At 69.1% G+C, this 16,955-nt stretch carries 18 protein-coding genes and 1 tRNA gene; 8 read left to right on the forward strand and 11 right to left on the reverse strand.

All coding sequences use genetic code 11. The annotated features are described in order from the left end of the window. Window positions 1-56: 56 nt before the first annotated feature. Window positions 57-263 carry a DUF7472 family protein gene (locus K6T25_RS07545; protein ID WP_222917701.1) on the forward strand — a complete coding sequence of 69 codons (207 nt, stop codon included), beginning with the start codon at window positions 57-59 and terminating at the stop codon, window positions 261-263. A 60-nt stretch (window positions 264-323) separates the two neighbouring features. Here K6T25_RS07545 and K6T25_RS07550 read toward each other — a convergent pair whose 3' ends face one another. Both K6T25_RS07550 and K6T25_RS07555 read right to left on the reverse strand, forming a co-directional pair. Next, entirely contained in the window at window positions 324-1,424 is a 1,101-nt protein-coding gene (locus tag K6T25_RS07550) for a DNA primase (protein ID WP_222917703.1), read from the reverse strand. A gap of 105 nt (window positions 1,425-1,529) precedes the next feature. Continuing rightward, window positions 1,530-2,633 (reverse strand): aminopeptidase, encoded by a 1,104-nt coding sequence (locus tag K6T25_RS07555; protein ID WP_222917705.1) that lies wholly within the window; start codon window positions 2,631-2,633, stop codon window positions 1,530-1,532. A gap of 137 nt (window positions 2,634-2,770) precedes the next feature. On the opposite strand from K6T25_RS07555, the gene K6T25_RS07560 reads away from it, so the two are divergent. From K6T25_RS07560 to K6T25_RS07570, 3 genes are all read left to right on the forward strand, one after another. Then, window positions 2,771-3,688 carry a decarboxylating 6-phosphogluconate dehydrogenase gene (locus tag K6T25_RS07560; RefSeq protein ID WP_222917930.1) on the forward strand — a complete coding sequence of 306 codons (918 nt, stop codon included), beginning with the start codon at window positions 2,771-2,773 and terminating at the stop codon, window positions 3,686-3,688. A 97-nt stretch (window positions 3,689-3,785) separates the two neighbouring features. After that, a complete protein-coding gene (locus K6T25_RS07565; RefSeq protein WP_222917707.1) occupies window positions 3,786-4,370 on the forward strand; it encodes a 2Fe-2S iron-sulfur cluster-binding protein in 585 nt (194 codons plus the stop codon). 133 nt (window positions 4,371-4,503) lie between these two features. Next, a tRNA-Arg gene (locus K6T25_RS07570) sits at window positions 4,504-4,576 on the forward strand. A 431-nt stretch (window positions 4,577-5,007) separates the two neighbouring features. Here the strand turns inward: K6T25_RS07570 and K6T25_RS07575 are convergent. Then, entirely contained in the window at window positions 5,008-6,051 is a 1,044-nt protein-coding gene (locus K6T25_RS07575) for a zinc-dependent alcohol dehydrogenase family protein (RefSeq protein WP_222917709.1), read from the reverse strand. A 435-nt stretch (window positions 6,052-6,486) separates the two neighbouring features. Here K6T25_RS07575 and K6T25_RS15715 point away from each other — a divergent pair, with 435 nt between their 5' ends. Next, window positions 6,487-7,305, forward strand: coding sequence for a high-potential iron-sulfur protein (locus K6T25_RS15715; RefSeq protein WP_222917711.1), 819 nt, complete (start codon window positions 6,487-6,489; stop codon window positions 7,303-7,305). Window positions 7,306-7,344: 39 nt separating this feature from the next. On the opposite strand, the gene K6T25_RS07585 is transcribed toward K6T25_RS15715, so the two are convergent. Together K6T25_RS07585 and K6T25_RS07590 are read right to left on the reverse strand one after the other, a co-directional pair. Beyond that, a complete protein-coding gene (locus tag K6T25_RS07585; RefSeq protein WP_222917713.1) occupies window positions 7,345-7,536 on the reverse strand; it encodes a DUF8106 domain-containing protein in 192 nt (63 codons plus the stop codon). Between the two features lie 77 nt (window positions 7,537-7,613). After that, window positions 7,614-9,164 (reverse strand): FAD-binding oxidoreductase, encoded by a 1,551-nt coding sequence (locus tag K6T25_RS07590; RefSeq protein WP_222917715.1) that lies wholly within the window; start codon window positions 9,162-9,164, stop codon window positions 7,614-7,616. Window positions 9,165-9,282: 118 nt separating this feature from the next. Here K6T25_RS07590 and K6T25_RS07595 point away from each other — a divergent pair, with 118 nt between their 5' ends. Further along, a complete protein-coding gene (locus tag K6T25_RS07595) occupies window positions 9,283-9,669 on the forward strand; it encodes a hypothetical protein (protein ID WP_222917717.1) in 387 nt (128 codons plus the stop codon). A gap of 155 nt (window positions 9,670-9,824) precedes the next feature. Here K6T25_RS07595 and thsA read toward each other — a convergent pair whose 3' ends face one another. The 4 genes from thsA to eif1A all read right to left on the reverse strand — a co-directional run bounded on the left by thsA (window position 9,825) and on the right by eif1A (window position 13,629). Continuing rightward, window positions 9,825-11,474: a thermosome subunit alpha gene (gene thsA, locus K6T25_RS07600; protein ID WP_222917932.1), complete on the reverse strand. Its 1,650-nt coding sequence runs from the start codon at window positions 11,472-11,474 to the stop codon at window positions 9,825-9,827. Between the two features lie 193 nt (window positions 11,475-11,667). Continuing rightward, window positions 11,668-12,231: a KH domain-containing protein gene (locus K6T25_RS07605; protein WP_222917719.1), complete on the reverse strand. Its 564-nt coding sequence runs from the start codon at window positions 12,229-12,231 to the stop codon at window positions 11,668-11,670. A 104-nt stretch (window positions 12,232-12,335) separates the two neighbouring features. Then, complete coding sequence (gene rio1 / locus K6T25_RS07610) at window positions 12,336-13,262, reverse strand: serine/threonine-protein kinase Rio1 (RefSeq protein WP_222917721.1); 927 nt, start codon at window positions 13,260-13,262, stop codon at window positions 12,336-12,338. 76 nt (window positions 13,263-13,338) lie between these two features. Beyond that, on the reverse strand, window positions 13,339-13,629 hold the full coding sequence (gene eif1A, locus K6T25_RS07615) for a translation initiation factor eIF-1A (RefSeq protein WP_222917723.1): 291 nt from the start codon (window positions 13,627-13,629) through the stop codon (window positions 13,339-13,341). A gap of 168 nt (window positions 13,630-13,797) precedes the next feature. Here eif1A and K6T25_RS07620 point away from each other — a divergent pair, with 168 nt between their 5' ends. Beyond that, window positions 13,798-13,977, forward strand: coding sequence for a DUF7470 family protein (locus tag K6T25_RS07620; protein WP_222917725.1), 180 nt, complete (start codon window positions 13,798-13,800; stop codon window positions 13,975-13,977). A gap of 95 nt (window positions 13,978-14,072) precedes the next feature. Then, window positions 14,073-14,453 (forward strand): Hsp20/alpha crystallin family protein, encoded by a 381-nt coding sequence (locus K6T25_RS07625; RefSeq protein ID WP_222917727.1) that lies wholly within the window; start codon window positions 14,073-14,075, stop codon window positions 14,451-14,453. Window positions 14,454-14,578: 125 nt separating this feature from the next. Here the strand turns inward: K6T25_RS07625 and K6T25_RS07630 are convergent, their stop codons facing one another. Both K6T25_RS07630 and K6T25_RS07635 read right to left on the reverse strand, forming a co-directional pair. Next, entirely contained in the window at window positions 14,579-15,595 is a 1,017-nt protein-coding gene (locus tag K6T25_RS07630) for a tyrosine--tRNA ligase (RefSeq protein ID WP_222917729.1), read from the reverse strand. A 100-nt stretch (window positions 15,596-15,695) separates the two neighbouring features. After that, window positions 15,696-16,826: an ORC1-type DNA replication protein gene (locus tag K6T25_RS07635; protein WP_222917731.1), complete on the reverse strand. Its 1,131-nt coding sequence runs from the start codon at window positions 16,824-16,826 to the stop codon at window positions 15,696-15,698. Window positions 16,827-16,955 lie beyond the last annotated feature (129 nt).

Genomic DNA, 16,955 nt, shown 5'->3' on the forward strand with positions numbered 1-16,955 from the left:
CGGCGCCTGACGAGCGCTTCGAAGCCCTTTTGCCGAGTCCACGGATACGCCGGTGCATGGAAATCGACGCCGAGATGCGCCGCATGATCGCCGTCTCCGTCGGCGCAGTCGTCGTCTTCATCGCCCTTCTGGTCGCCATCGGGATCCAGTACACTGACGGACACGACCTCTCGAGCGTCGGCGCGTACTACTTCGTCGCCGCGATCGGGCTGTTCGTCGCGCTGATGGCCGCCGCCGGCGTCCTCCTCGATCGAGAAGAGTAGCGACGCGGTCCGCAGCGCCCTCCCTTTTTCATCCGTGTTCGCACCACGAGCCGGTACCGCTCAGGCCGCGGCGTCGCCGACGTCCGTCCGTTCCCTGTCGCGCCAGTCGACGACCTCGTCGGCCTCGCGAAGCTCCCGACTGTAATACTCGAGGGGATGTGGCGCCACGCTGCGGTGGTTGTGCTCGTTCTCGCAGATCCCGTACTCCCCGAGCGTCCGACACGACGGCGGCGGATACTGCGCGCCGGAGTCGTCGCGGAGGTACGCGAAGCGGTCGGCGACGAGGTCGGGGTCCAGTCCCGTCAGCGCGACGACCTCCTCTGCGTCGAGGTTGAGGCCGGCGAGGAACGCGAGCAGCGAGAAGCGCTCGTACGGGTCGAGGTCGTCGCCGCCCTGCGTCCGACCGAGCAGTTTCCCGATGCACGGCGGGAAGTACTCGGGCGCGACCACGTCGAGGTCGGCGGCGACGCTGCGATCCGCGAGCAGGTCGCGGAGGTCGCTTATTTCGGCTTCCAGTTCGTCGGCCAGTTCGTCGCCGACGCCCTCGAACGGGAGCCCCTCGGCGACGCGGTCCTCGACGGCCTCCCGGATCAGGCGGTACAGCTCCTCGCGCTCGGTGCGAACCTCGCCGTCGACGAGTTCGCGGTTGACGAGCCGCCAGTCGTCGCCCCACTCGGGGTCGACGTACGAGAGGTACGCGCCGACGCCGAGCCAGAGCCACTTCCCCTCGATTTGCCCGGGCTTCGGCTCCTCGACGCGGACGGCGCTGCCGAGGTCGAACTCCCGCAGCAGGGCGGCCTGATCGATCCGAGCGGGCTCGCGGCGCGCGCCGTCGTCGCGGGCGCGCTGGAGGTCCTCGGTGAACCGGCGGTAGGCGGTCGCCGCCTCGGCCTCGGCGTACTTCTCGACGGCCGCGCGGGAGTCCAGCAGCGAGACGAGGATCCGCGCGATGGGGTACGAGAGTAACTCGTCGCGGGTGTCCCACTCGCGCGACTCCGCCGCCTCGACGGTTCCCTCGGTGAGCGCGCGTTCGACCCGCTCGCGCCCGCGGTCGACGGCGGGGTCGCCGTCGGCGACGAGCGCGGCCAGATCGACGCCCGACTCGCGGACGGCCTCGCGGGCCGACGCGAAGAAGGGATAGCGGGCGTGGCGCGGCTCCATGGTCGGCTGTTCGTGGTGGAGGCTGGAGGTTAAGCGCGACGGTCTGGTACGTCCCGGTTCGGGGCGCCACCGACGCGGCTCCGATCCGGGGCGGCCCGGATCGACCTACGCCGACTCGAACCCGTCCTCCCAGCGGAACGTGCCGTTTCGCTGGACGACCTCGCCGTCGACGAGCATCCGCGAGTCCTCGGCCATGTCCGTGATCATGTCCACGTGAACCGCCGAGTCGTTGCCAGACTCCCCTTCGGGGAGACAGGCGTCGTACGCGCGCCCCAGCGCGAGGTGGACGGTGTCGCCCATCTTCTCGTCGAACAGGATCGAGTCGGTAAAGCGGTCGATGCCGCGGTTCATCCCGATCCCGAGCTCGCCCAGCCGCCGGGCGCCCTCGTCGGTGTCGAGCACGTCCGCGATCGCGTCCTCGCCCTGCTCGGCCGCGAAGTCGACAACCTCGCCGCCCTCAAAGGTGAGTGACACGTCCGTCACGCGCGTGGCGTCGATGGTCATCGGCACGTCGAAGTACACCTCGCCCTCGGTGGCGTGGGGTGCGGTGAACACCTCGCCGGAGGGGAGGTTGTGCGAGTCGTACGCGACGCTGGCGGCGGAGTTGACCGCCGTGCGGTCCTCGATGGACATCGTGAGGTCGGTTCGCTCCTTCTCGATGCGGACCTCCGACCCCGCGTCGAGGATCTTCTTCATGTTCGCCATCTCCTCGGCCAGCGACTCCCAGTCGCGGAGGACGGCGTCGTACACGAAGTCCCGATACTCCTCGTGGGCCATTCCGGCCTGCTGGGCCAGCGATCGCGTCGGGTGAACGGTGGATACCCAGTCGGTGTCCATCCGCGCCTCGCGGGTCTCCGTGGTCGCTTTCCGTGTCTTCTGCCGGCGGTCACCGTCCACGTCCGCAAGCGCCGTGGTGTTGCGTCCGCCGCCGATGCGGAGGTACACGTCCGCCGCCTCCAGCATCGCCACCTTCGGCTCGCTGTGGGCGAACTCGCGGTCGTCGTCGCCGGCGCGGAGGAACGCCCGGCCCACCTCGCTGGACCCGTACGTCGTCAGCAGCGTCGCGTCCCGGTTCCCCAGCTCCGCGGCCACCGCGACCGCGAGGTCGTGGGCGCCCTCGGCGACGTCCATCACGACCTGATCGCCCGCCTCGACGCGGGCGCTCCAGTCGACGAGTACCTCGGCGTGCTCGCGCACTCGGTCGTCCATGTCGGCGGGTGCGGCGGGCGAGCGCCTAAATCCGGCGCTTTCGGGCGTCCGCGTCCCGCGGATTCGCGCGTTCCCGCGCCGCCGCTCCCACACACCGCAACGCCTACGCCGGACCTCGCCGACGCGCCGGTATGAGCATGCAACTCGGCGTGATCGGGCTGGGTCGGATGGGGCAGATCGTCGTCGACCGCGTCCTCGACGCCGATCACGACGTGGTCGCGTTCGACCTCGACGCGGAGGCGACCGCCGCGGCCGCGGAGGCCGGCGCGGAGCCGGCGGACTCCGTCGACGACCTGTACGAACGACTGAGCGACGGGACCGACGGCGAGGGCGACGGCGCCCGCATCTGGCTGATGGTGCCCGCCGGCGACCCGGTGGACGCCACGCTCGACGAACTCGAACCGCACCTCACGGGCGACGACGTGGTCGTCGACGGCGGCAACTCCCACTTCGAGGACGCGACGCGCCGCGCGGAGTCGACCGACGCGGCGTACCTCGACTGCGGCACCTCCGGCGGCCCCGCCGGCGCCGAGTTGGGCTTCTCCCTGATGGTCGGCGGCCCCGAGTGGGCCTACGAGGAATTGACGCCCGTGTTCGACGCCGTCGCCACCGGCCCCGCGGGCCACGACCGGATGGGGCCCGCCGGGTCGGGCCACTACGTGAAGATGGTCCACAACGGCGTCGAGTACGCGCTGATGCAGGCGTACGGCGAGGGGTTCGAGCTGCTCCACCGCGGCCGCTACGACCTCGATCTGGAGGCCGTCGCGCGCACGTGGAACAACGGCGCGGTCATCCGCTCGTGGCTGCTTGAACTGTGCGAGGAGGCGTTCCGCGAGGAAGGCACCGATCTGGGCGACGTGGCAGACCGTATCGAGGGGGGGTCGACGGGCACCTGGACCGTGCAGGAGGCGCTCGAACAGGAGGTTCCCGTGCCGCTCATCTATCAGGCGCTCGCCGAGCGCTTCGACTCCCGCGAGGAGCGGTTCGGCCGCCGCCTCGCCAGCCGGTTGCGGTACGGCTTCGGCCGCCACGAGGTCCCCCGGACGGGGGAGTGAGACTCGCCGAACACGTTCGCCGTCGGGGGGATCGACCCGTCCTCGCCGCCGGTGGCTGATCACAACCCTTGTTACCCCCCGCTTCCAACCCGGAATCATGGTAGACCCCGTGACTATCGGGTTCGGCGCGGGCCTCGTGTTGGTCTTCGTCGCGCTGCACGTCGCCCGCGGTACCGGCTGGGAGGCCACCGCGGACATCTCCGAGGAGGTCATCGAGCGGCGGGCCTCCACCGTCGAGGAGACGGAGTTCCCCGAACCGGGGAGCCGCGCTATCGGGGGCGGAAGCGCCCCCGCGGGCGCGGTCACAGCCGGCGAGGAGGGCGAACTGGAGGAGGGCGCGGCGGCCGAGGAGTCGTCGTCCGGCCCCGGCGATATCCCGGAAGACGAGATCGAGCACTTCGAGGTCGAGTTCGCGAAGGAGGGCGACACGATCGAGATCGCCAACAACGAGACGGTTCTGGAGGCCGGCGAGGACGAGGGCTGGGATATGCCCTACGCCTGCCGGCAGGGCCAGTGTGTCTCGTGCGCCGGACAGATCACGTCCGGCGGCAACTCCGAGGAGTTCGTCGAACACGACAACCAGCAGATGCTCGACGACGCCGAACTCGACGAGGGGTACACCCTCACCTGTGTCGCGTACCCCCGCGGGGACTTCACGATCGAGACCGGCGAGGCGCCGTAGCGCCCCACGTCCGCTTCCCCGCCGACCCGTTCTCACGCCGTCGTTTTCGTCTCCCACGGCTCCGCGTTCCGCTCGTCGCGCGGCCGTGACGGTTCCGAAGGCTTATTCTCCGGGCCGCGATACGGAGGTGTGAGGGCGGCTAGTTCAGCGGACAGAACGCTTGGTTCCGGACCAAGAGGTCGGGGGTTCAAATCCCTCGCCGCTCGCTATCTCTCGCGGCACACTGTGACGTACGGCACGAACGTAGTGAGTGCCGTGCGGAACCGTGCTGCGTGTGTCGCTTCTGCAAGAGGGATCTGAACGACGGGACGAGCGAGCGACAGCGAGCGAAGATCAGGTGGTGCACATCCCTCGCCGTTCGTGTTCTGCCGGACCCCTCGCGACGAGCGTCGCGAGGAGCCGAGTCCGGCGAGCTCTGCACATCTGCGTCGGACCGAGGTCCGTCGCCCCCGACCATCTCGTCGCCGTAGTGGTCGCAACTACTGCTCCCTACTTCACGGAACTCTGGCGTGTCGCCGTCTGCTCGTACGGCGACTCCTCGGCGATAATGCGCGTCTCTTCGCTCCCCGATCGTCGCGACCGGTTCCCGAAGCCGTCTCGGGACGCCGGCTGGCCGATCAGTCGTTCGTCAGCCGTCTCACTCCCAGGGCTTCACCAGCACCTTCACGGCCTCGCGCTCGTCCATCATACGGTAGCCCTCGGGGACGCCGTCCAGGCCGACCGTCTCGGTGAATATCGGCGACGGGTCGAGGGTGCCCTGGAGCACGTCGGCCATCAGGTCCTCGGCGTACGCACGGACGGGGGCGACGCCGCCGCGGAGCGCGACGTTGTCGCCGAAGAACGGGAAGAGATCGAGGCCGCCCTCCATCCCGTGTGGGACGCCGACGTAGCCGACGGTGCCGCCCGGGCGGGCGACCTCGACGGCCGTCTCCATCGCGGAGGCGGCGCCGACGCACTCGAGCACGTGGTTCGCGCCGCCGTTCGTGATGTCGAGTACCGCGTCGACGGCGTCGTCGCCGCGCTCGGCGACCGTGTGAGTGGCGCCGAACTCCTCGGCGATCTCGAGACGGTCCTCGTGGTGGCCGACGGCGACGATGCGCTCGGCGCCCAGCCGCCTCGCTGCCGCGACGCCACAGAGGCCGACGGCGCCGTCGCCGACGACGACCGCGTCCGCGCCGGCCTCGACGCCCGCCGAGCGGGCGGCGTGGTGGCCCGTCCCCATCACGTCGGTGAGCGGGAGCAGGGACTCCAGGACCTCCTCGTCGTCGGCGTACCGGTCCGGCACCCGGACGAGCGTGCCGTCGGCGTGCGTCGAGCGGACGAACTCCCCTTGCCCGCCGCCGTTGTCGCCGCCCCAAGAATCGCCGTTCGCACACGAGGTGTGTAGGCCCTTGCGACAGAACTCACACGAACCGCAGGAGATGGCGAAGGGGGCGAGCACGCGATCGCCCGGCTCGACCGAACGCACGTCCTCGCCGACTTCCTCGACGATGCCCATCGGCTCGTGACCGACGCCGGTGCCGGCGTCGCGGTCGCTCTCGCCGCGGTAGAACCACAGGTCCGACCCGCAGACAGCGGTGTGGGTCACGCGGACGATGGCGTCGGTCGGCTCCTCGATCTCGGGCTTGTCGACCTCCTCGACCCGGATGTCGCCGGGGCCGTGGAACACTGCTGCGCGCATGGACGACTCGACGGTCGCCGGCGGTTTCAACCCACGCCTGGCGGCGACGCGTTCGAGCGATCCGCCCGGCGGGCCCCTCGTCGTCGGCCCGCGGGTCCCACGGCGGGTCGAGGGTCACGCGGGAGGCGCTGGACGCCCGGCGAGAACCGCCCCGATCGAGGAAATCGCCCCCACGAGATGCGCGTGTTCGCCGATCGCGGCGCGGCTACCCGCTCCGACGGACTCACCGCACGGTCACCGTATTTTCGCGTTGTCGCTCGCCGTATTATTGTTCTTAATACACACGTTCAAATGTGATGGACGGCCGATCTGACCGGAGTATCCACGATCTCTCGCAGCTACGGCCGCTTAACGCTACTATTACTGGTATGTGTGGTTCCTATACATATGACATCTGCGCAACACTTATAAAATTGCGCTTTTGAGACAATAGTAATGATCGATACCCTACTATCGGGCGACGCGTCGTCCTACGACATGTGGAGTCGGCGGAACTACCTCGTCGCGACCGTCGGTATCGCGGCGGTAAGTGGCTGTACCGGCGACGGCGGCGGCGAGGCGACGGAGCCCACCGCCGGCGCCGAGACCGAAACGGAGCCGACGGGGACTCAGGAGGAGGGAGGGGAGACGGAGGAGGAACTCCCCGAGGGCGTCTCCGAGGACGAGTTCGAACGTGGTCCCGTTCCGGACGTCTACCTGTCAGCGACATCGCTCGGCAACGAAACGCGCAACCCGGACGAACTGAACACGAAAGCGGACGTCGGCTTCTCCGAGTTCGACGAGGCGGTGGAGAACGCGGCCCACCAGCCGGGAACGTGCTGTGCAAACTGCGCCGACTTCGTTCCGGACAAGAACGGGGACGGATTCGGCGCCTGCGCGGAGGTCGAGGGATACATCGGTGGCGAGGACTGGTGTACGATCTACGAGTCGCTGCCCGAGCCGTCGGTCCCCGCGGGGATGTCCGAGGACGACCTGGCGACGGCGGCGGTGCCGGAGGCGTACCGCACGGCCAACTCGGCGGGCGGCGAGAAGCGGACTCCCGACGACCTCCTGGCACAAGCCGACGTGAACCTCACGGAGTCGGTCGAAGCGATCGCCGAGGGGACCGCGATGCCGGGGCAGTCCTGCGGCAACTGTGCGGAGTTCATCCCGGACCGGAACGGCGACGGCTGGGGCGCCTGCGCGAAAGTCGAGGGGTACATCGCGGCGGAGGACTGGTGTAGCGTCTGGGAACACATCACCGAGGAACTGTGAGCCGACCGGGGCGCCCGTCCGGGGCGCCGGCGGTTCGGCCTACGCGGCGACGGGGCTTGCGATGCGACGAACCGTCACGACGGCGTCGCAGTCGGGGCACGCGATCGACTCGCCGCCGGACAGGGCTTCGACGATCCAGTCGCCGTCGACGGGCGCGGCGTGACTGCAGTCGGGGCAAAACAGCGTGTTCTTCGGGGGCGGTCGTCGGGTCTGTGTGGAGGATGTGTCCATACACGTAATACGTGCTCGGGACGGATAACCCCGTCCCCAATATTCGGGCACGAGAGAGTCTCTCACCCTCGATCGTATTATAATCGGCCGCTCGGGGAGAACACGCCGTCGGGATCCCACGACTCCTTCGCCTCCCGGAGCCACTCGTAGTTATCGGTGTAGACGCTCCGCGCGGCGGCGTCGCCGCGCTCGGTTCCCGAGAAGTTCGGAAGCTCCCCGGTCACCGCGCCGATTTCGCGAACCGACTCGACGGACTCGCGCGCCCACGAGACGTGTCCATCGTCGTCGGCGGGGTCGACCCACTGCGCTTCGAAGTTGAGCACCGCCTCGGCGTCGCGTTCGGGCACCGCCGTTTCCGCGGGCGCGAGATCCGCCACGGCGCCGCCGAGCGGCCAGACGACCACCGTGTCCTCGTCGCCGGGCAGCGCGGTCATCCGCTCGGCCACCAGGTCGACGAGGTCGTCGGTGAACGACTCGACGGCGACGGACGTCCAGTAGTAGCGGTCGCCGGGGGTCGAGTCGCCGCCGAGATACGCCTGCAGCTCTCGGTAGCGCACCCGCTCGGCGCGCTCGAACACCGGCTCGACGTCGTCGCCGCCGAGCGCCCGAAACGGCGCGAGCGCCCGTTCGCCCTCTCCGGGGTCGCCGCCGTGCGCGCCGAGGACGCAAAGCGCCAGTTTCCCGGCGGAGTCGGCCGGGAACGCCGGGTCGTCCGGGACCCGCGCGACGTACGGCGAGACGTTCGTGGCGCGCGGCGCGTCGCGCAGACGTTCGCGGTACTCGCGGAGGAGGGCCGCGATGTCGTCGGCGTCCTCGACTGGGAACCACGTGTCGCACATCGCCACCTCGTCGGGGACCGACACGAGGTCGAACGCCAACTCGACGGCGACGCCGAAGTCGCCGCCGGCGCCCCGAACCGCACGAAACAGATCCGGGTTGGAGTCCGGGCTCGCGGTGACACGCCTGCCGGCGGCGGTCACCAACTCGACCCGCCGGAGGCGGTCGCACGCGAGGCCGTGCGCCCGGGAGAGGTATCCCGTGCCGCCGCCGAGGGTCAGGCCGGTCACCCCGACCTCCGGGGCCACGCCCTGCGGCGTCGCGAGGCCGTGCTCGGTCGTCGCCGCGTCGAGTTCGCCGATGGTGACGCCGGGTTCGACGACGGCGACCCCCGCGTCCGGGTCGACCGTCACCTCCCGCATCGCGCCCACGTCGCACACGAGCACGCCGTCCCCGGTCGAGGTTCCGACCGAGGAGTGCCCGCCCGAGCGCGTCGCGATCCCGACCCCGGTCTCACGGGCGGTCCCGACGACGCGAGCGACGTCATCCGGGGTCGTGGGATACGCGACGGCGGCCGGGTACGCTGAGACGAGTCCGTTCCAGACGCGTCGGGCGTCGCCGTAGCGCTCGTCCGCCGGCGTCACGACCGCGCCGGGAAACAGCGTCCGCCAGTCGCCGACGGCGTCTCGGGTCACGCGGCGCCCATCGCCGGTCAGCTCGGCCGCTAGCGACGCGAGCGCGTCGGCGTGGGCGTCGGCGACCGCGCGGGCGTCGTCGCGACCGAACGTCGACGTTCGATCGGTCGTCCGTTCGACGGTATCGCCCGCGGCGTCGCGTGATTCTCCGTTCATACCACCCGATATATCCGCGGGGAGGAAAAGCCATCGCGGGGTGTCGCCTGCCGAGGTACCCGGCGCGGCCGCGACCGACAGCGCAACCGCTATCGGTGCGCCGTCCGGACCGGCGCACATGGAGCGACGGCGTGCGCTGGCGTACGCGCGGATCGGGATCGCCTACCCCGTCGGCAGCGTCGCCGCCGCCGTTGGGCTCGCGTGGGTGCTCGGGTGGGACCCCGGACTCGTCGTTCTCGCGCTGTCGATGGCCGCCGCGGCGACGCTGGCTGGCGTCACCCTTTCGGAAACCGGCGGGATGCGGCCTCCGGAGGCCGACCGGGGACGTGAGCAGCAGCGCGGTATTCTCGGTCTCGGCGGCAACGGTGGCGGCGGCAGTGCGGACGGCGACGTCCCTGACGTGGCCCGGAGCCGTCGAGCGCGCCTGCGGGTGTTCTCGCTCGGGCTGTTCGTGCTCACCGTCGCGCTCGTGTTGGTGCTCGGCGGCGTGGTGCCGGGGCTGTAGGCGGGACGGACACTGAGCTGTCGGCGGAGGCTGTTCTCGGTGCGATCGCGACACGGAGAGCCACGGCTCGCGGTCGCGGCGTCGAAAGAATCGAAGATCGGTCGAGAGACGGTGCGTGTCGGCGTCGTGGGGTCTGGTGTTGGCTGGGACCTACTTCACATCGCGCCGCCCATGCCACCCATACCGCCCATGCCGCCCATGCCGCCGCCGCCCGGCGGCATCTCGTCGTCGCCGCCGTCGTCGGTGCCGCCGCCCTTCAGGTCGCCGGCCGCGATGACGTCGTCGATGCGGAGGATCATCGTCGCCGCCTCGGTGGCGGACTCGATGGCCTGCGTCTTGACGCGGCGCGGCTCGAGGACGCCCTCGGCCTCCATGTCGATCACGTCGCCCGTGTAGGCGTCGAGACCGGCGCCGAACTCGCCGCCGTCGTGGCGAGCACGCAGGTCGACCAGCGAGTCGATCGGGTCGAGGCCGGCGTTCTCGGCGAGGGTGCGCGGGATGACTTCCAGCGCGTCGGCGAACGCCTCGACGGCGAGCTGCTCGCGGCCGCCGACGGAGTCGGCGAAGTCACGCAGCTCCAGCGCCAGCTGGGTCTCGGGCGCGCCGCCGCCGGGGAGCACCTGCCCGTCCTGCAGCGTCGTGCGCACGACGCCGAGCGAGTCGTCGATCGCGCGCTCGACCTCGTCGACGACGTGCTCGGTGCCGCCGCGGAGCACGAGCGTGACCGAGCGGGCGTCCTCGACGTCCTCGACGAAGATGCGCTCGTCGCCGCCGATGTCCTTCTGGGCGACGGAGCCGGCGAAGCCGAGGTCGTCCTCCTCGAGGTCGTCGAGGTTGGCGACGACGCGGCCGCCCGTCGAGCGGGCCAGCCGCTTGAGGTCGGAGTCCTTCGCGCGGCGGACGGCGAGAATGCCCTCCTGCGCGAGGTAGTGCTGGGCCATGTCGTCGATGCCGTCGCCGACGAAGACGACGTCCGTACCGACGGCGGTCAGCTTGTCGACCATCTCCTTGAGCTGCTTTTCCTCCTGGTCGAGGAACTGCTGGAGCTGGTCGGGGTCGGTGACGTTGACCTCGGCGTCGATCTCGGTCTCCTTGACCTCGATGGCGCCGTCGAACAGCGCGACGTTGGCGTCCTCGACCGCGTAGGGCATGTTCTCGTCGACGCGCTCCTTGTCGACGATGACGCCCTCGATGAGCTCGGAGTTGCCGATGGAGCCGCCGACGACGGTCTCGACGGAGACGTTGTCGGTGTCGACGCTGCCGTCGTCGTCGCGGACGGCGAGGACGGCGTCGACGACCAGCTCGGCGAGCGCGTCGCGGGCGGACTCGGCCCCCTTGCCGGTCATCGCCGTCGCGGCGATCTTCTCGAGCGTCTCGCGGTCGTCCGCGGTGACGTCGATGGCCTTCTCGTCGAGGACCTCCCCGGCCTTCTCGGCGGCCTGGCGGTACCCCTGCGCGATGGTCGTCGGGTGGACCTCCGAATCGATGAGCTCCTCGGCCTGATCGAGCAGCTCACCGGCGATGACGACGGCGGTCGTCGTGCCGTCGCCGACCTCGTCCTCCTGGGTCTCGGAGACCTCGACGATCATGTTGGCCGCCGGGTGGTCGATGTCCATCTCCTTCAGGATGGTCACGCCGTCGTTCGTGACGACGACGCCGCCCGAGGAGTCGACGAGCATCTTGTCCATCCCTTTCGGACCGAGCGTGGTCCGAACGGACTCCGCGACGGCCTTGCCGGCCGTGATGTTCATCGACTGGGCGTCCTTGCCCGACGTTCGCTGGCTGTCCTCCGAAAGTACGATCATGGGCTGATTGCCCATTCGCTGGCGCTGAGACATGAGTCACTCAGTGATTGTTTCCGATTCTATAAAAAGGTGTCGTCGACGGCCCGTCAACACCTCGCACGACCCTGATTCGGGCGTGTGTGACGAGTTGTCAAGGCGGATTTATATACGGGATCGCGGGCCGAAGAACTGTCGGTGGCGGGGTCGTCGCGCGCTACCGTGGCTCCTCGGCATTCCCCGTCGGTGCCGAGAGGTCCGGCGCGCCGTGGATCTCGTTGTGCTTGCGCTCGAGGAACGAGTAGACCGCGCCGTGGGGAGCGCCGTCGAGGATCATTCCGGTCGCGCGGCGGACGGCCTCGACCTCCTCGGGCTGACCGATGACGCCGAGGGTGGTTCCCTTGATGACCACTTCGGCGCCCGAGAGATCTTCCATCAGCTCCCGCGTGCGGCCGTTCTCGCCGATGAGGCGGCCCTTCTGGCGCTGGAGGTCGTTCTTGTTTCGCGTCCTCGATGCGAGGTCGACCAACTCGAACCGTCGCAGATCGTGCTCCAACAGCGAGAGGGCGACCTCGGGGGTGAACCCGCGGCCGATGGCGCGGACGATGTCGGGAGCGACCAGGCCGGCGACCGGGTCGCCGACGCTGTCGATGGCGACCGAGCCCGACTCGGAGTCGATGTCGAGTCGTACCTCGGCGCGGTCCTCGATCTCCCGCATCGTCTCGCCGCCCTCGCCGATGAGCACGCCGATGCGGTCCTGCGGAACCTTCACGTGCTGCATACACGCAATTTCCGGCCCGACGCGGTTAAGCGTTCCCTCGGGAACCCGCCGAGTCAGCGGGTCACACGCTCGAACCGTCGACCGTCCGACGGCGTCGTCCCCGACTACTCGTCGTCGCTGTCGCGGTCCTCGGGGTTCGGGTCCGTCGCGGGATCGGGCTCGGCGCTCGGCTCCGCCTCGGGCGTGGTGACGTACCCGTGGAGGTCGTCCGCGTCGGCGTCGAGGCCCTGTCTGGAGAAGAACGAGGCGACGTTGCGGCAGTCCCGCTTCAGGAAGTCGTCGGCGTTCGGATGGTGGACGGTCACCGCCTGTCCAAGATCGATGACGACCAGTTCCCCGTCGTGAATGATGAGGTTGTACTCCGAGAGATCGCCGTGGATCAGCCCCGCCGAGTAGAGGCGCCGCATGTACTCGCGGACGACCTCGAAGGCGGTTTCGGGGTTCTCCACGTCGACCTCCGCGAGTCGGCGAGCGCGGTCTTCGGCGTGGCCGACCAGTTCCATCACGAGGACGTTGCGCTGGACGGCGATCGGCTCCGGCACACGCACGCCGGCCGCTCGGGCCCGCGAGAGGTTCGAGAACTCCTTGCGTACCCACGCGACGACCACCTGCTTCTTGTCGGAGCCGATCCCCTCGAATCGGGGGTCGCCCTCAAGGTAGTCGCGCATCTGCCGGAAGTTCGAGGTGTTGATCCGGTACACCTTCGCGGCCACCTCGCGTTCGTCGGCGCCGAGCGCCTCGTACACGTTCGCCTCCTTCCCGGTGGAGACCGGGCCGCCGAACGCGACGATGTGGCCGTCGCGAGTGAGCTTGTACAGCGCCGCGAGCGTGGCGTCGTCGAACACCGACGCCTCGACTTTGAACTGCTCGGTGTTCTTGACGCGCTTGCGGAACTCGTCGAACTCGTCGTCCTGTCTGCGGGCGATCTTGTCGGCCTCGGTCTGGGCGATGTCGTCCAGGTCGAGGTCCTCCCACTCGTCGCCCGGCGCGTCCGCCTCGTCGGGTTCGACGAACCCGAACTCTCCGGTCATCTCCTCGTACGTACGCGCTCGGGAGTGAAAAGCACCGGTACCCCGCGGGTGTCATCGCGTCGCGACCGGGGGCGATTCAGGCGATGTGGCCTTCGTCGCGAAGCTGGTCCGCGTCCTGGCTCTCGTAGCGGTGTTCGATGTCCGCCTTCTCGTCTTGCCAGTCCCAAGGACTGACGAGGACGAGGTCGCCCTCGCGGATCCAGGTCCGTTTCTGCATCCGTCCGGGGATCCGCGCGGTGCGTTCGACGCCGTCGTTGCACCGGACCTTCACGCGGTTGGCGCCGAGCATCTCGGTCACCTCGGCGAACACTTCGTCGTCGTCGGGCATTCGGAGATTCTTGCGACCGGTGCCGTCGCCGTCGCTCATACTCCTGTGTTCTCGCGTCCGACAGTTAAGTTCGGCGGGTGCGCGGCCGAGCAGTGCGAGGCCGAACGTAGTGAGGCCTCGACAGCGAACGGCGATCGAGGCGAGCCGCGACCGGGCGCCGCGCTCGGAACCCGCCGACCTTTTCAAGAGCTACCGTCACGACCGGGTATGATCGACAAACTCGGCACCGCCGGCGTCGCCGGCGCGGTCCTGCTGTTCGCCGGCCTCGCGCTCGTCGCGTGGTCGTCTCCGATCGTCGCGGTCGGCCTGGCGCTCGTGCTCGCGGGCACCGGTCTCGTGGTGAAGGGCCTCGCAACCAGCCTGATGCGGCAGTTCGGCTTCGCGTAGGCCGACGCTCGTTTCGGAGAAGCCGTTTTCGAAACATTACAAAATTTACTTGTTGAACCGCGAACAACGGTCGACTGCACACGAGGTGATCAGCCATGGCGCTCCCGACGAACACGGCGAGTTCCTGGATGCAGAACCTCGACCTGCCGTCCCGCGTTCTCGGCGAGGGCGGCTTCGGTGGCACCGACTACGAACTGTACGAGGAGGACGACGAGTTCGTCCTCACGATCGACATGCCCGGCTTCGACCGGGAGGAGATCACGCTCACCTGGGACGAGGGCGTGTTGAACGTCGCGGCTGAGCACGTCGACCAGGACCGCGGCCGCAAGAAGACGTACCACCGACGCTTCCGCTTCCCGCGGGAGGTCGACGAGGACGCCATCGGCGCGCGCTACGAGAACGGCGTCCTCGAGGTGACGCTCCCGGCCATCGTCGGCGGCGGCGCCGCCGGCACGGAGATCCCCATCGAGGGGTAACTCCGCCGACGTAGCGCCGCCGCGACCGGCCGAACCGCCCGCTCAGCGGGTCGTTCTGAACAGCGGTAGCGAGGCGAAAGCCCACCCGTTCACGGGTGGGATGAAGCCGACAACTGGGAACCTATTCACTTCGCGTCCAGTTCTCGAAGCACGTCGCGGCCCGGAGCGATGAGCTCGTCGAGGTACGTCGCGAGCGCGCCCTTCGCGTCCGCGGGGTGAAGCTCGCCCGACTCCAGGTCCGCCGCCAGCGACTCGTAGTCGTCGTACTCGAGGTCGCCGCCGTACTCGTCGGGACGCTCGACGACGACCGTGTCGAAGCGCGGGAACACCGAGTACTCGAAGATCTCGAGCACGGGGTTCTCGCGCTCGTTCCCCTCGTCGTCCGGCTCGGGGTCGCGCGTCGGCGGGCAGAACGCGCCGTTGATCTTCTCCTCGATGTCCTCGGTGGAGTCCTCCATCGAGATGGTCGTCCCCGACGAGGAGGACATCTTGCCGACGCCGGTGTCGAGGTCCGCGAGGATCGGCGTGTGCAGGCACGGCCGGGCCTCGTAATCGTGGTCGCTCTCGCCGTCCATCGCGGGAACCTGCTCGCGGTGGAGCATGTGGACCTTCCGCTGGTCGAGGCCGCCGACGGCGAGGTCGAGATCGAGGTAGACGATGTCCAGCGCCTGCATCAGCGGATACACCAGGTGGCTCACCTTCGCGGTGTCGCCGCTCTGGATCTCCGCCATCGCGCGCTGGGCGCGATTGAGCGTCGTCGACAGCTCCAGTTCGTGCGTGTCGAGGACGTACTCCTCGTCGAGCTGGAACTCCGAGCCGTAGACGAACTCCGTCGACTCGGCGTCGAGACCGTACGCGAGGAACTGGTCGCGCATGCGCTCGGCCGTCTCGCGGATCTCGGCGAACGTCCCCTTGTCGTTGAGGTACGCGTGTACGTCCGCGAGGAGGACGACGACCTCGAAGCCCGCCTCCTGCAGATCGATGAGCTTGTTCGCCGTCAGCATGTGCCCGATGTGAAGGACGCCCGACGGCTCGTATCCGACGTACACCCGCTTGCCGTCCGGGTCCTCGGCCAGCGCGCGTACCTCCTCCTCGGTGACCACCTCGGTCGCGTTCCGGGTGATCAGATCGTGGGCATCCATACCCGAGGGTGTCGCGTGGGCCGAGTATGTCTTTCGGATGTGTGTGAGCCGTTGCCCGGCGGTTCTCTCTCGACCGGCCGGCGGCTTCTCGCCCGCCGAACTACCTCTCGATCCGCTCGAGCACCGCCTCGGGGTCGTACGCCAGCGAGATCGACCGCGAGCGCCCCCGCCCTTCGACCTCGGCGTACTCCGTCTCCACCAGCCCGAGCTGGTCCAGCTTGTTGACGATCTCCGAGTAGCGCGTGTAGCCCAGATCGGTCCGGTCGTGGAACGCCTCGTACACGGAGCCCGCCTGCTCGCCGTCGTGCTCGGCGAGCACCTCGACGAGCGCCGTCTCCGACTCCGAGAGTCCGCGGAGGCTGCGCGAGAGGTGGACGTACTTCGATTTGTCGTACGCCTCCTCGACGTCCTCGATGCTGATCGTCCGGGAGGCGCGCATCTCGGCGTTCAGCCCCGCCCGCCGAAGCAGGTCGATTCCGACACGGAGGTCGCCCGACTCGCCGGTCAGCTCCGCCACTCGGTCGAGCTCGGTGTCGCCGAGGACGCCGTCGTGGAAGCCCCGTTTCGCCCGTTCGCGGAGGATGTCGACCACCTCCTCGACGTCGTACTTCGGGAAGAACACCTCCTCGGGACGGAACACCGACTGCACCCGCGAGTCCAACTCCTCGATGACCGACAGCGAGAGGTCCGAGGAGACGCAGATGACGCCCACCTTCGCGCCGGCGTGGGCCTCGTGGGCCCGCAACAGCGAGTACAGCGCGTCCGAGGCCTCGTTCTCGTAGAACAGGTAGTTCACGTCGTCGAGCGCGACGACGAGCACCTCGTCGTCCTCGACGAGCCGGTCAGCGATCTGGCCGAACAGCTTCTTGAACGAGATGCCCGACGAGGGCGGCTCGTAGTCGAAGATCCCCTCGAAGATGCGCGAGAACACCGCATACCGGGTCGAGTCGACCTGGCAGTTCACCCGAACCGTTCGCACGTCCGTCTGGGCGCCCAGCTCCGAGAACAGCTTCTGTACGGAGGTGGTCTTGCCGGTGCCCGGCGGCCCGCGGACGACGGTGTTGAGCGGGCGCGAGCCGCGTGCGGCCGGCCGGAGCGCGTACTTCAGCGACTCCAGTTGGCTCTCGCGGTGACGGAACGTTTCGGGGACGTAGTCGATCTCGAAGACGTGTTCGTCCCGGAAGACGGATTCGTCCCACGACAGCATCCCGTCCTCGGGGTCCCCGGCCATGATACCGGACTCTCGCTCGTCCGATCACTTAATCGTTCCCCGGTGGCGGAGTGAAAGTGAAAACTCGTTCGAGACGCCACGCCCAGCGGATTACGCCCTGAATGTGGTTCAGTACCGCTCCGGTCGTCG

Origin of the sequence: Halobaculum rubrum (assembly GCF_019880225.1) — an archaeon.
In the GTDB taxonomy this organism is placed as follows: Archaea; Halobacteriota; Halobacteria; order Halobacteriales; family Haloferacaceae; genus Halobaculum; species Halobaculum rubrum.